Genomic DNA, 12,952 nt, shown 5'->3' with positions numbered 1-12,952 from the left:
GCGGATGCGCGCGGCCCGGCCAGCTAGTTCTCCTCCGCATCCCCCTTCGGCCTCGCGCCGCCGAAGATCGCCTGCCCCTCCGTGCTGAGATAGGGCTTCAGCGTTTCCCAGGGCACCAAGGCGACATAGTCGCCCTCGGCATAGGAACCTACGGCGTAGGGCGGATAGTGGAAGGTGAGGCCCGAGCTCTTGCCGGCCAGCGTCGAGGGCGCGAGCGTGACGGCGCCAATGCCGAGCAGCTTCGGCTCGACGCTCTTCAGCCACCACTCGTCAGTGTCGCCGGCGTCGCGCGCCTTCTTCTCTGCCCGCAGCGAGGCGATGATCGCCTTGCTGATCGCGGTCATGGTCGGACCGTTGTCGGCGGTCTCGTTGAAGAACGGGCGGATCGAGATGCGCTTGGCGGCGGCCTTGTCCCAGAGGATGGTGTCGACCGTCCGGTTGGGATGGGCGCCATGCGTGTCCATGTAGTCGTTGCGCAGCACGCTGACATAGCGATCGGCGACGATCGAACGCACCGAATAGTCGCGGCCATAGGTGTAAGGGCCGTCGCGGAACAGTTCCTTGTCCGCCTTGTAGTCCTTGGCGGCGTCCGCGGCCTGCTTGTCCATCCACTTGCGGCCTTCGGCGAGGCAATTCGCGGCGAGCGCCGGATCGGCCTTGATGTCGGCACTCAGCGTGACGCTGGCCTCGGCGGCCTTGGTCTTGATCGACGCATCGGGCTTGGCTTCGGCGGCGATCGCCGGCGAGAGGGTGAGCAGGCCGAACAGGGCGGCGACAAGCAGTTTGGTAGAATACATGAGACTTGTGATCCGGGTTTAGTGGTCTGTGCGCGCACGTACCGCAAAGGTTCGATCGTGCCCAGATCGAACGCGCGGCGATCGATTACAGCGCGTCAATAGCTCGACGCTCCCAGGAATGGACGCAAGACAATGTCGAGATTCCGGGTTCAAGGCCTTTGGCCTTGCCCCGGAATGACGGTGGGGTGTGACGCAGTCGGACTACTCCGCCGCCTCGCTGTGGCCGAGGCGCGCATTGAGCTTGTGGATCAGCTCCTCGGCGGCGTCGGCGATGACGGTGCCCGGCGGGAAGATTGCCTCGGCGCCGGCCTTGTAGAGGGCGTCGTAATCCTGCGGCGGCACGACGCCGCCGACGATGATCATGATGTCCTCGCGGCCCTGCTTCTTGAGCGCGGCCTTCAACTCCGGCACTGCGGTGAGATGCGCGGCCGCCAGCGACGAGACGCCGAGAATGTGCACGTCGTTCTCGACCGCCTGCCGCGCCGCCTCGTCGGCGGTGGCGAACAGCGGCCCGATGTCGACGTCGAAGCCGATGTCGGCGAAGGCCGACGCGATCACCTTCTGGCCGCGGTCGTGGCCGTCCTGTCCGATCTTGGCGACCAGGATGCGTGGCCGGCGGCCCTCGGCCTCCTCGAACGCCTCGATCAGCGCCTGCAGCTTCTCGGCTTTGCCGGACATGGCGGCGATCTCCCGCTTGTAGACGCCGGTGATGGACTTGATCTCGGCGCGATGGCGGCCGAACACCTTTTCCATCGCGTCGGAGATCTCGCCGACGGTGGCCTTGGCGCGCGCCGCGTCGATCGCGAGCGCCAGCAGATTGCCGTTGCCGTCGCCGGCCGAGCGCGTGAGCGCCGACAGCGCCGCATCGACCTCGGCCTGCTTGCGCTCGGATCTCAGCCGGCTGAGCTTGTCGATCTGCAGCCGGCGGACGGTGGAATTGTCGACCTTGAGCACGTCGAGCGGCGGCTCGTCGGTCGGCTTGTACTTGTTGACGCCGATCACCGACTGCCTGCCGGTGTCGATGCGGGCTTGCGTCTTGGCCGAGGCCTCCTCGATGCGCAGCTTCGGCACGCCGGCCTCGATCGCCTTGGCCATGCCGCCGAGCTCCTCGATCTCCTGGATGTGGCCCCAGGCCTTTGCGGCGAGGTCGCGGGTCAAGCGCTCGACATAGTACGAGCCGCCCCAGGGATCGATGATGCGCGTGGTGCCGCTCTCCTGCTGCAGGAACAATTGCGTGTTCCGGGCGATGCGGGCGGAGAAGTCGGTCGGCAGCGCCAGCGCTTCGTCGAGCGCGTTGGTGTGCAGCGACTGGGTATGGCCTTGCGTTGCTGCCATCGCCTCGACGGCGGTGCGCACGACGTTGTTGTAGACGTCCTGCGCGGTCAGCGACCAGCCCGACGTCTGGCTGTGGGTGCGCAAGGACAGCGAGCGCGGATCCTTCGGGTTGAACGGCTTCAGCAGCTTGGCCCACAACAGCCGCGCGGCGCGCAGCTTGGCGACCTCCATGAAGAAGTTCATGCCGATCGCCCAGAAGAATGACAGCCGCGGCGCGAAGCGGTCGACGTCGAGACCTGCGGCGATGCCGGCGCGCAGATATTCGACGCCGTCGGCGAGCGTGTAGGCGAGCTCGAGATCCTGCGTCGCGCCGGCCTCCTGCATGTGGTAGCCGGAGATCGAGATCGAGTTGAACTTCGGCATCTTCTGCGAGGTGAAGGCAAAGATGTCGGAGATGATCCGCATCGAGGGCGCCGGCGGATAGATGTAGGTGTTGCGCACCATGAACTCTTTCAGAATGTCGTTCTGAATGGTGCCCGACAATTTCTCCGGCGGCACGCCTTGCTCCTCGGCGGCGACCACGAACAAAGCGAGGATCGGCAGCACCGCGCCGTTCATGGTCATCGACACGCTCATCTGGTCGAGCGGAATGCCGGCGAACAAGGTGCGCATGTCGTAGATCGAGTCGATCGCGACGCCGGCCATGCCGACATCGCCGCCGACGCGCGGATGATCGGAATCATAGCCGCGATGGGTGGCGAGATCGAACGCGACCGACAGGCCCTTCTGGCCCGCGGCGAGGTTGCGGCGGTAGAAGGCGTTGGAATCCTCCGCCGTGGAGAAGCCGGCATATTGCCGGACCGTCCAGGGCTGGTTGACATACATGGTCGGGTAGGGACCGCGCATAAACGGCGCGATGCCCGGCCAGGTGTCGAGGAAGTCGATGCCGGCGAGATCGGCCTCGCCATAGGCCGGCTTCACCGGAATGCCTTCGGGCGTGAGCCACGGCTCGGCGTGGCCTGCGGGAGCCGGCGTGGCCGTGGGCTCAAACGCGATCGCGGTGAAATCGGGAATGCGGCTCATGGCCCGGCGTCCTCGTCTCAATCGTGGTCCGGATGCTGATGGCTGACGATGGTCGCCATCTTCTCCGGTCCATAGTTCTGTTGTGTCGTCTGGCTCGGCAGATTGGCGATCGCGACCACCCAGCCAAGTCGCGACTCCGAGCCATATTGTCGCGTCGGCACCACCCGGTCCGGCCGGTCGAAGCTGCCGGTCATGATCTCGATCCGCGGCCCATCAATACGCCCGAAGCCGAGCGGCGTGCCGCAGGCGGGACAGAAGAAGCGCTCGGCGATCGTGGATGAACGGAACGCGGCGGGCTGACCGCGCGTCCAGGCGAAGTGCTCGCGGTCGATCTCAGCGAACGAGGCGAACGGCGCGCCGGAGGCTTTCTGGCACATCCGGCAATGACAGATGCTGACCTTGTTCGGCGTGGTCTTGAACGCGAAGCGGACGGCACCGCATTGGCAGCCGCCGGTCAGGAGAGGCTTGGTGTCGTCGGTCATGCTCACTCCAGATGCGTATAGGCGTCTTCGAGCGTCTTCAGGGCATCGCCGCCGGCAAACACGAAGCTGCCAATTCCAGCCTCGCGCAGCGCGGCCTCCTGCTCGCCGCCGCGGCCTGCCAGATAGATATGTCGCGCGCCGGCGGCCTGAAGGGCCTTGGCGGCGGGAACCGCGGCGTCGGCATAGACCTTGTCGGACGAGCAGAGGCAGGCAATGGCGGCGCCGGAGGCGCGGAAGGCGGTAGCCAGCGCGGCCGGATCCGAAGCGCCCGCGCCATCGATCGCCGCGATGCCGCCGGCCTCGAAGAAGCTGCGGGCGAAAGTCGCGCGTGCGGTGAAATCGGCGGCGGTGCCGAGATTGGCGAGGAAGATCGAGGGGCGCTGTCCCTTGCTCTTCAACAGGGCGTCGGAGCGATCACGCAGCGTCTCGAACCCGTCTGCGAGACGGATGGGCGCGAGCGCCGTGAAGGTGAGCGCAGCCTTGGCTGTCGCCTGCGGAGCCAGCGGTGCAACCGCTTCGACCGCGACCTCGGCCTCGTTGAGATTTGGAAACTCGCTGGCGCCGGTCAGCACGTCGCGACGCCTGGCGATGTTGGCATTCCGCGCCGCCCTCACCGCGGCGACCTTGGACTGGATCAGCCCAGCCCGCAAGGCAGCTACGACGCCACCGGCTTTTTCGATCTCCTGGAACAGTGCCCAGGCGGTAACGCACAACTCGCTGGTCAGCGCCTCGATGCCGCCGGCGCCGGCGGAGGGATCGGCGACGCGGGCGAAATTGCTCTCCTCCAGCAGCACCAATTGCGTGTTGCGGGCGACACGGCGCGCGAACGCGTCGGGCAGGCCGAGTGCGGCGGTGTGCGGCAGCACCGTCACGGCGTTGGCGCCGCCTAATCCGGCCGCGAACGTCGCAATGGTTGCGCGCAGCATGTTCACGTAAGGGTCGCGCCGGGTGAGCATGCGCCACGCTGTCTCGCCCGAGATGAAGAGCGGCTTCGGTGCCAGCCCGCACGCTTCCTCGATGCGCGCCCACAGCCGCCGCAGGCTGCGGAATTTTGCCAGCGTGAGAAACTGATCGGTGTCGGCGGCGAGCCGGCCATAGATCATGCCGCGCGCGGTCTCGAGCGCGATGCCTTCGGCTTCGAGCGCCCGCAGATAGGTGACACCAGAGGCGAGCACGAAAGCGAGCTCCTGCGCCTCCGATCCGCCGGCGTCGTGCACGACCCGGCCGTCCGCGGCGAAGAACGGGCCTTTGAAGCCGGCCTCGTGCAGTTGCTTGACCAGCGCGCCCGAGTTGCCGCCGAGCATCGATGCGTCATGTGAGCTTGCGCCGCGACTGGCAGCATCCCCGATCGGATCGAGGCCGAATCGGATGTCGCAGGCAGCGGCCTCGACGCCACGCTGCTTGACGTAGTCGGCGAGAAGCGAGGCGGGCGAGACCGATTCACCGAGCTGCAATTCGATTGCAATCGCAGCATCGAGATGCACGCCGTCGAGCGCGCGCGCCACTGCGTCGGCGCTGGCGGCGAGGCCGAAGCCGTGTGCGGCATTCGACCCGGCGAACACCAGCGACAAGCCGGTCGCGCCGTTCTCGAGGTCGATCAGCGCCTGCGCATTGGCCTTGGCCGGATCGGGATGATCGACGCGCTGCATGATCTGCCATGGCGCCGATGCTGAGCGGCCTGCGACCGGCGCGGCATGCTTGGCGCGCGGATAGATCGGCTGGATCTGGAGCCCGTCATAGGTCTTGCCGACCAGCTTCTCGAAAGCCGCGCCCTTCAGCACGCCATCGACCAGCTTGCGCCAGTCCGCCTCGCTGGCCGGAGCAAAATCGGCAGCCAGTCGCAGATCGTCGGTCTCGGTCGTCATGTCGGCACGCGTCTCCCGGGGCGTCTGTTATCGCGATTGTTGTGGCGCAAAATGCCACGTCAGGGGGGCCAAGCCAAACGGTTGTTTGGCCGGAGACGTCAGCTATTCGGCTGGCAGCGGCCGGATTCCGTCGCGCGAAACGGCGCGCAGGGCCTCATCGACGCGGCGGCCGGCAATCTGTCGCGCCGGCACGATCTCGGCCAGCGGCACCAGCACGAAGCCGCGTTCGAACAGCCGGGGGTGTGGCAGCGTGAGATCGGGCGTGTCGATCGCGAAATCGTCATAGGCGATCAGATCGAGGTCCAGCGTCCGCGGACCCCACCGCGTCTCCTGCGCGCGATTGCGGCCGAACATGCGCTCGACCTGGTGCAGAATGCCGAGCAGCGGCCGTGGGGGCATCGCGGTCGCGATCTCGATGCAGGCATTGATGAAAGGCGGCTGCTGCTCCTCGCCCCATGGCGGAGTGATGTAGTCGGACGACCGCGCGACAAGCGCCGCCGAGGCGCGCGCACAGATCTCCGGAATGGCGCGCCGGAACGTCGCCCTGACGTCGCCGACATTGCCGCCGAGAGCAATCAGCGCGCTCGCCATTGCCGTCATGGATGCCGCGAGCGCGTCAGCACGACGCCGACATCCTCGAAGATGGCGGCGATCGGCGCATGCGGCTTATGCACCGTGACCTTCACGGCGCGAATGCGGGCGAAGGTCGACAGGATCGCATCGGCCACCGCGCCGGCCGCGCGCTCGAGCAGGCGGTAATTGACGTCCTTGAACGCCGCCGTCGCGGTCTCCACCACGTCGGAATAGGACACGGTGTCGGCGAGGCGGTCGCTGCGCGAGGAGTCGGACAGATCGGTGTAGAGCTCGAGGTCGATGACGAAGCGCTGGCCGACCTCGCTCTCATGCTCCATCACGCCATGACGCGCGTGGATGAGAACGCCCTTGATGAAGATCGTATCGGTCATCCCAGTGCCTCGATTGCCGCGGCCACGCGCACGGCCTGAACCGTCTCGGCGACGTCATGCGCCCGGATGATTGCAGCACCGCGCCGAGCCGCAATCAGATGCGCCGCGATCGAGCCGCCGAGCCGCTCCTGCGGCTCCGACGCCACCACGGTGCTGATGAAACGTTTTCGCGACGCGCCGACCAGCAGCGGCAGCCCGAAGCGCGCGAATGCGTCGAGCCGCGCCAGTGCGGTCATGCTCTGCTGCGCCGTCTTGCCGAAGCCGATGCCGGGATCGAGCACGATGTTACCAATGGGGATGCCGGCCTTGGCGGCGATGTCGAGCGAGCGCGCGAAGAAGCCCAGCATGTCTTCGATGATGTCGATCTCCGGATCGACGGCAGCGCGGTTGTGCATCACCACGACCGGCGCGCCATGCGCCGCGACGACCGCGGCCATCGCGGGATCGCGCTGCAGACCCCACACATCGTTGGCGATCGCAGCACCATGGTTCAGCGCGTAGTCTACAACTTGAGATTTCATGCTGTCGATCGACACGGGGACGCCGAGTGCGACGATCGCGGGCAGGATCGGCTGCAGGCGCGCCAGTTCCTCCTCGGCCGTGACCGGCACCGCGCCCTTGTAGGGCCGGGTGGACTCGGCACCGATGTCGATGATGTCGGCGCCGGCCGCGATCATGCGCTCGGCCTGCGCGATTGCCCGCTCCGGTGCATCGAAACGGCCGCCATCCGAGAACGAATCCGGCGTGACGTTCAGGATGCCCATCACCGCCGGGAATGGACGCACCAGCCACGGCCGCAGCAGCGGGTGGCTCGACGTGAGGTCCGAGGCGGAGTGCGGCGAAATGGCGCTCATGGGCGCCGCTTTGCGCGGTTGCCACCGTCAAGTCAAGGTGTCGCGCGCGCACAAGCGCGGTCAATCTAGAGGCTGGTCAATAGCTGATCTTCGGCTCCAGCCGGCGCGCCTTTTCGATGAGCTGGCCGACCGACTTCTCCGACGGCAGGATGCGAACCAGCTTCCGCCGGGTGTTCACTTCCTTGATGTTCTGCGCCAGGCGGGCGGGGTTGCGGTGCGCCAGCTCGCGCACGGTGGGCACGCCGGCCGCGCGGACGAGGCAGACCTTGGCCTTGCCCATGCCGGGAATGCGCATGTAGTCGGCGGAATTTGCCCAATCGAGCAGTTGCTGCTCGCTGATGCCGGTCGTGGCGGCAAGCGCCTTGCGCCCTTTCACGGTCCGGGCGGCTTCGAGAAATGCGTCGGTGGTGCGGATGCCCAAAGCTTTCAGCTTGGCAGCATAGAAGGCCGTCATGCCTTCGAGTTCGGTGATCGGATATGTCATGATGCTCGGCGCGCGCGAAGGTGCTTCAGGTGATCTGGCCCAGGCGGTTGGGCTTTGGGCAACCGGCTCAGGCCGGGTGTGCCTGTCGCGATCGTGCCAACTGATCCGCTTCGGTTTGGTCGCGGCCGAATTTGAAAAGTTCACCGGCGGATCGCTGCTGCTCCCGTCGTTGCCGTCCATTGTCGCTGAGGAGGTCGGGCTCGGTGCCGATGATTTCAGCCACGACTCTACCGATGCCGGCCGTTCTGGCCAGCGGCTCAATCAACTCGTTCATGTGAACCCCGTATCATCCGGTCCCCCAAGACCGAACGTCCTCTCGCTGAATTCATCTTGATCGGACGATCCGTGAATTACAAGCGAGGAGCCGGCCCGGTGCGCGAATCGATTCGTGATCGACGATGAACTGTTGCAGCGATGCAAGACCAGATGTTGAATCCACGGCTCAAACCTGCGTATCCCGCAGCACCAATGTTAAGAAGAGTGCGTGTCGTGCGAAGAGGTAAGGCAGCCTGACCCTAGTTCCCATTCGCGAAACTCAACTATGTTACTGCACGAGATGCTCCGCTCCACGTGCGATGCGAAACAATCACTCTCGAAAGATGGATCATCATGGCACCATCCGGAAAATCCCTGGCTGATACCGACGACAAGATCTTCGTGGGAGCCGGTGAGCAGCCGGCCTGGTTGACGCTTGCGCTCGCCAATCGCCACGGCCTGGTCACCGGCGCAACCGGCACCGGCAAGACCGTCTCGCTGCAGGTGATGGCCGAAGGTTTTGCTCGTGCAGGTGTTCCGGTCTTCGCCTCCGACATCAAGGGTGACCTTTCGGGCATCTCGCAAACCGGCGAAGCGAAGGACTTCATCATCAAGCGCGCGACCGAACTCGGGCTCACCTATCAGCCCGATCAGTTCTCGACGGTATTTTGGGATGTGTTCGGCGAGCAGGGCCATCCGGTGCGCGCCACCGTCACCGAGATGGGGCCGCTGCTGCTCGCGCGGATGCTTGACCTCAACGATGTCCAGGAGGGCGTGCTCAACGTCGCGTTCCGCGTGGCCGACGAGAACGGCCTCGCCCTGATCGACATGAAGGATCTGCGCGCGCTGCTCGATGCCATCATTCCGGAGGCCGGCAAGAAAGGCGCTGATGCCGACGCCGATCCGCTGGCGCCGATCCGGAAGGCTGCGCAATCGTTCGGCAACGTCACGCGCGCCACCGTCGGCACCATCCAGCGGCAGTTGCTCGTGCTCGAGAACCAGGGCGGCACGAAGTTCTTCGGCGAGCCGGCGCTGATGCTCACCGACTTCATGAAGACCGACCGCGACGGCCGCGGCATGATCAACATCCTCGTTGCCGACAGGCTGCTGGAGAGCCCGCGACTCTACGCGACGTTCCTGCTGTGGATGCTGTCCGAGCTGTTCGAGGAGCTGCCGGAGGTCGGCGATCTCGCCAAGCCCAAGCTGGTCTTCTTCTTCGACGAGGCGCACCTCTTGTTCAACGATGCGCCGAAGGCGCTGATGGACAAGATCGAGCAGGTGGTGCGGCTGATCCGGTCGAAGGGCGTCGGCGTCTATTTCGTCACGCAGAATCCGCTCGATGTTCCGGACCGGGTGCTCGGGCAATTGGGCAATCGCGTGCAGCACGCGCTGCGCGCCTTCACGCCGCGCGATCAGAAGGCGGTGGCCGCCGCCGCCGACACCTTCCGCCCCAATCCCAAGCTGGACACCGCCAAGGTGATCACCGAGCTCGGCAAAGGCGAGGCGCTGGTTTCGTTCCTGGAGGGCAACGGCACGCCGGCGATGGTGGAGCGCGTCCTGATCCGGCCGCCGTCGGCGCGGATCGGGTCGGTGACTCCGGAGGAGCGCAAGGCGGTCATCGCTGCGAGCCCGGTCAAGGGCAAATACGATACCGCGATCGACGCCGAGTCCGCCTATGAGCTGCTGCAGAAGCGGATCAGCGGAACCGCCGTGACGACGGAAGCCTCGTCCGGCAGCGTGCTCGGCAAGATCGGCGACATCGCCGCGACGATCTTCGGCACCAACGTCAAGCGCGGCCAGCTCTCGACGACACAGGTGATTGCGCGCAACGTCGCCCGCTCGGTCTCCGACAAGGTGGTGGGCGGGATTGCGGCCGATCTCGGCAAGCAGGTCGGCGGCTCCTTGGGCAGTTCGATCGGTCGCTCTTTGGTGCGCGGCGCGCTTGGGGGATTGCTGCGGCGATGATCCAGGCAGCGCTCTCCTTCGGCGCGATGCTCTCGCCGCGGGAGGCTGGCCCGGACCGCGCAACGGAGCTACAAGCGGGCCGATCATCGTCATTGCTTAAGGGATCTCGTGGCCATGGCCAATGCGCAGCTTCAATCCGTTCTCGACCACATCGATGCTGATTTCGACAACAGCCTGGAACGGCTGTTTGCGCTGATCCGCATCAAGTCGATCTCGGCCGATCCGGCCTTCGCTGAGGATTGCAAGGTGGCGGCCAACCACCTCGCCAAGGATCTCGCGACGCTCGGCTTTGCGACCGAGGTGCGGCCGACCGCCGGCCATCCCGCCGTGGTCGGCAAGAGCAACGGCCATGGCGCCGCCAGGCCGCATGTCCTGTTCTACGGTCATTACGACGTGCAGCCGGTCGATCCGCTCGAATTGTGGCACCGGCCGCCGTTCGAGCCTGTCGTCGCCGATCACGCCGACGGCCGCAAGATCATCGTCGCGCGCGGCGCCGAGGACGACAAGGGCCAACTGATGACCTTCGTCGAGGCCTGCCGCGCCTGGAAGAAGGTGACGGGCGCGCTGCCGCTCGACGTCACTGTGGTGATCGAAGGCGAGGAGGAGGTCGGCTCGAAGAACTTCGTGCCGTTCCTCGAAGCCAACAAGCACGAGTTCAAGGCCGACTTCGCGCTGGTCTGCGACACCGGCATGTGGGACCCGAACACGCCGGCGATCACGACCTCACTGCGTGGCCTGCTCTATGAAGAGGTGAAGATCAAGGCCGCCAACCGCGACCTGCATTCGGGCGTGTTCGGCGGCGGCGCGCGCAATCCGATCCGGGTGCTGACCGAGATTCTCGGCGGTCTGTTCGACGCCGACGGCCGCATCACCATTCCCGGCTTCTATGACGGCGTGAAGGACGTTCCGCCGGAGGTTCTGGAGCAGTGGAAGAAGCTGAACCTCACTCCCGAAAGCTTCCTCAAGCCGATCGGATTGTCGATCCCCGCAGGCGAGAAGGATCGTCTGCTGATCGAGCAGATCTCGTCGCGGCCGACCTGTGACATCAACGGCATCTGGGGCGGCTATATCGGTGAGGGCTCGAAGACCGTGATCCCGTCGCTGGCCCATGCGAAGGTCTCGTTCCGGCTCGTCGAGGGCCAGGACCCGCTGAAGATCCGCAAGGCGTTCCGCGACTACGTGTCGGCGCGCATCCCCGGCGACTGCTCGGTCGAGTTCGGCGATCATTCCGCAGGTGCCGCGATCGCGCTCGACTGGACCATGAAGCCGCTGGCGGCTGCCAAGCAGGCGCTGACCGAGGAGTGGGGCAAGGAGACCATCCTGATGGGCTCGGGCGCCTCGATTCCGATCGTGACCGACTTCAAGAAGACGCTCGGTCTCGATTCACTGCTGGTCGGCTTCGGTCTCGACGACGACAACATCCATTCGCCGAATGAGAAGTACGACCTCAAGAGCTACCACAAGGGCATCCGCTCCTGGGCCCGCATCCTCGCTGCGCTCGCGGAGATGCCGCGCTAGATCCGCTGGCCCTCGCATGAGTCCGTAGCCCGGATGAGCGAAGCGACATCCGGGGGCAACGCGGCAGCGCGTGAGATCCCGGATGTCGCTTCGCTCATCCGGGCTACGACTGCGACGGCGCAGATTGTTTGCACGAGGCTGAACTCACGCTGCGCTGGCGACTGACTTCGCAGCGAGATCGCCGCCGGCGATTTTGCGCAGCGCTGCGAGGTTGGCTTCGGCCGAGGCCAATCGCCAGCAGGATTTCCCGCTCGATTTCGCTTCATACAACGCGGCGTCCGCCGCGAACAGCAGGGCTTCCGGATCGGTGCCGTGCTCGGGCGCGACGGCGATGCCGATACTGATGCCGATCTGGACATGCGCACCGCCCGGCATGACCATCGGGGCGGCCATCACCTCGATGATCCGCTCGCCGAGCGCCAGTGCGTGGTCGATCGTCGGATCGCCGGCGAGCACCACGAATTCGTCGCCGCCGATCCGGGCGATGACGTCGTCCGGAGAGGCGGTCCGCCGCAGCGTATTGGCGACGATCTTCAGCAGCTCGTCGCCTGCGGCGTGACCGAAGGTGTCGTTGACCGGCTTGAAGCCATCGAGATCGAGATACAGGACGGCGAAGCTCCGATCGCCGCCGGCCTTGTCCGTGAGCCTGCTCTGCAGCGCGTCGATCAGGCCGGCGCGGTTGGACAGGCCCGTGAGCGGGTCGCGCCGCGCCCGCTCGTCGCTCTCGCGTTTGGACTGCATGACCGCCACCAGCATCTTGTTGAGCCGGAACGCCGCGCCGGTCATGGCGAGGAAGTAGACCGGCATCTGCAGATACATCGCGAACAACAGCGGCTCATGCGACGTCGCGACGCCCGGGATCACCGGGCCGATGCTGAACAGGATCATGGTGCCGACGAGGCGCGGCGCGCTGAAATTACGAAAGCAGATGCCGCCCACCATGGCCGCCGAGGAGATGCAGGTGAGTGACGCGGCGACCCAGTCGCCCGACGCCAGGCTGATGCCGACGCCGAAGCCGACGCTGGCGCTCCAGGCCACCGACAGCAGGATGTGGATGTCGGTCGGCGTCGTTAGCCGCTCGCGCGCGCGGCGGTAGGCAATGATCATCACGATCAGCCGCGACAGGCAGATTACGACTTCCATCACGAACCATGTGATGAAGAGGGCGGTCGGCGTGCGCAGCGCAAGCGCCGCGGCGACCGCCACGGTGTTGATGGCGCCGCCGGCGAAAACCGACCAGCAGCCGTACAGCTCACCCGTCAATGCGAGTCGGATATCTGATGACACCGGATATCCCGGGTCGGCCAGCCAGCGCGTCACGCGCCAGCGTGGCAAACTGAACGCCAAACCATCACCCCGCATTTCAATACCTCCGCGGGGTTGCAATAAGCGCGATGGCACTTAACAGG

The 12,952-nt window shown here is 65.9% G+C and carries 12 protein-coding genes; 3 read left to right on the top strand and 9 right to left on the bottom strand.

The genetic code is table 11. The features are described 5' to 3' along the window. Nucleotides 1-23: 23 nt before the first annotated feature. The 8 genes from QX121_RS17815 to QX121_RS17780 form a co-directional block, all read right to left on the bottom strand. Nucleotides 24-797 (bottom strand): RsiV family protein, encoded by a 774-nt coding sequence (locus QX121_RS17815; RefSeq protein ID WP_315798354.1) that lies wholly within the window; start codon nucleotides 795-797, stop codon nucleotides 24-26. Between the two features lie 201 nt (nucleotides 798-998). Further along, nucleotides 999-3,155, bottom strand: coding sequence for a methylmalonyl-CoA mutase (scpA, locus tag QX121_RS17810; protein WP_315812625.1), 2,157 nt, complete (start codon nucleotides 3,153-3,155; stop codon nucleotides 999-1,001). 17 nt (nucleotides 3,156-3,172) lie between these two features. Next, on the bottom strand, nucleotides 3,173-3,637 hold the full coding sequence (locus tag QX121_RS17805; protein ID WP_315716096.1) for a GFA family protein: 465 nt from the start codon (nucleotides 3,635-3,637) through the stop codon (nucleotides 3,173-3,175). Nucleotides 3,638-3,639: 2 nt separating this feature from the next. Continuing rightward, complete coding sequence (locus QX121_RS17800; RefSeq protein ID WP_315812624.1) at nucleotides 3,640-5,502, bottom strand: methylmalonyl-CoA mutase subunit beta; 1,863 nt, start codon at nucleotides 5,500-5,502, stop codon at nucleotides 3,640-3,642. Between the two features lie 102 nt (nucleotides 5,503-5,604). Beyond that, nucleotides 5,605-6,093, bottom strand: a complete 489-nt coding sequence (gene folK / locus QX121_RS17795) for a 2-amino-4-hydroxy-6-hydroxymethyldihydropteridine diphosphokinase (RefSeq protein WP_315739934.1) — start codon at nucleotides 6,091-6,093, stop codon at nucleotides 5,605-5,607. Between the two features lie 5 nt (nucleotides 6,094-6,098). After that, nucleotides 6,099-6,467 carry a dihydroneopterin aldolase gene (gene folB, locus QX121_RS17790; RefSeq protein ID WP_009028138.1) on the bottom strand — a complete coding sequence of 123 codons (369 nt, stop codon included), beginning with the start codon at nucleotides 6,465-6,467 and terminating at the stop codon, nucleotides 6,099-6,101. Beyond that, nucleotides 6,464-7,321, bottom strand: coding sequence for a dihydropteroate synthase (gene folP, locus QX121_RS17785; protein WP_315798357.1), 858 nt, complete (start codon nucleotides 7,319-7,321; stop codon nucleotides 6,464-6,466). Before folP ends, folB begins: the two co-directional genes overlap by 4 nt. A 76-nt stretch (nucleotides 7,322-7,397) precedes the next feature. Continuing rightward, the gene (locus QX121_RS17780; protein ID WP_315739877.1) at nucleotides 7,398-7,805 is read right to left on the bottom strand and encodes a DUF4332 domain-containing protein; all 408 of its coding nucleotides are present in this window, start codon (nucleotides 7,803-7,805) and stop codon (nucleotides 7,398-7,400) included. Between QX121_RS17780 and QX121_RS17775 the strand changes: the two genes are divergently transcribed. The 3 genes from QX121_RS17775 (at nucleotide 7,804) to QX121_RS17765 (ending at nucleotide 11,543) form a co-directional block, all read left to right on the top strand. Beyond that, complete coding sequence (locus QX121_RS17775; protein ID WP_315739876.1) at nucleotides 7,804-8,139, top strand: hypothetical protein; 336 nt, start codon at nucleotides 7,804-7,806, stop codon at nucleotides 8,137-8,139. The two genes, QX121_RS17780 and QX121_RS17775, sit on opposite strands and share 2 nt — an antisense overlap. Nucleotides 8,140-8,414: 275 nt before the next feature. After that, nucleotides 8,415-10,025 (top strand): helicase HerA-like domain-containing protein, encoded by a 1,611-nt coding sequence (locus QX121_RS17770; RefSeq protein WP_315739875.1) that lies wholly within the window; start codon nucleotides 8,415-8,417, stop codon nucleotides 10,023-10,025. Nucleotides 10,026-10,139: 114 nt separating this feature from the next. Next, a complete protein-coding gene (locus QX121_RS17765; protein WP_315812623.1) occupies nucleotides 10,140-11,543 on the top strand; it encodes a M20/M25/M40 family metallo-hydrolase in 1,404 nt (467 codons plus the stop codon). Between the two features lie 144 nt (nucleotides 11,544-11,687). On the opposite strand, the gene QX121_RS17760 is transcribed toward QX121_RS17765, so the two are convergent. Beyond that, complete coding sequence (locus tag QX121_RS17760) at nucleotides 11,688-12,905, bottom strand: GGDEF domain-containing protein (RefSeq protein WP_315812622.1); 1,218 nt, start codon at nucleotides 12,903-12,905, stop codon at nucleotides 11,688-11,690. Nucleotides 12,906-12,952 lie beyond the last annotated feature (47 nt).

This window comes from Bradyrhizobium sp. SZCCHNR2028, from assembly GCF_032380995.1.
Taxonomy (GTDB): Bacteria; Pseudomonadota; Alphaproteobacteria; order Rhizobiales; family Xanthobacteraceae; genus Bradyrhizobium.
Note: the sequence above shows the minus strand (reverse complement) of the source record. Positions and strands in the feature narration are given on the sequence as shown.

Coding starts and splice junctions, on each gene's coding strand:
- QX121_RS17760 (WP_315812622.1), bottom strand. CDS start 12,905: ATGCGGGGTGATGGTTTGGCGTTCAGTTTGCCACGCTGGCGCGTGACG.
- QX121_RS17800 (WP_315812624.1), bottom strand. CDS start 5,502: ATGACGACCGAGACCGACGATCTGCGACTGGCTGCCGATTTTGCTCCG.
- folB (WP_009028138.1), bottom strand. CDS start 6,467: ATGACCGATACGATCTTCATCAAGGGCGTTCTCATCCACGCGCGTCAT.
- QX121_RS17780 (WP_315739877.1), bottom strand. CDS start 7,805: ATGACATATCCGATCACCGAACTCGAAGGCATGACGGCCTTCTATGCT.
- scpA (WP_315812625.1), bottom strand. CDS start 3,155: ATGAGCCGCATTCCCGATTTCACCGCGATCGCGTTTGAGCCCACGGCC.
- folP (WP_315798357.1), bottom strand. CDS start 7,321: ATGAGCGCCATTTCGCCGCACTCCGCCTCGGACCTCACGTCGAGCCAC.
- QX121_RS17805 (WP_315716096.1), bottom strand. CDS start 3,637: ATGACCGACGACACCAAGCCTCTCCTGACCGGCGGCTGCCAATGCGGT.
- QX121_RS17765 (WP_315812623.1), top strand. CDS start 10,140: ATGGCCAATGCGCAGCTTCAATCCGTTCTCGACCACATCGATGCTGAT.
- folK (WP_315739934.1), bottom strand. CDS start 6,093: ATGGCGAGCGCGCTGATTGCTCTCGGCGGCAATGTCGGCGACGTCAGG.
- QX121_RS17815 (WP_315798354.1), bottom strand. CDS start 797: ATGTATTCTACCAAACTGCTTGTCGCCGCCCTGTTCGGCCTGCTCACC.
- QX121_RS17770 (WP_315739875.1), top strand. CDS start 8,415: ATGGCACCATCCGGAAAATCCCTGGCTGATACCGACGACAAGATCTTC.
- QX121_RS17775 (WP_315739876.1), top strand. CDS start 7,804: ATGATGCTCGGCGCGCGCGAAGGTGCTTCAGGTGATCTGGCCCAGGCG.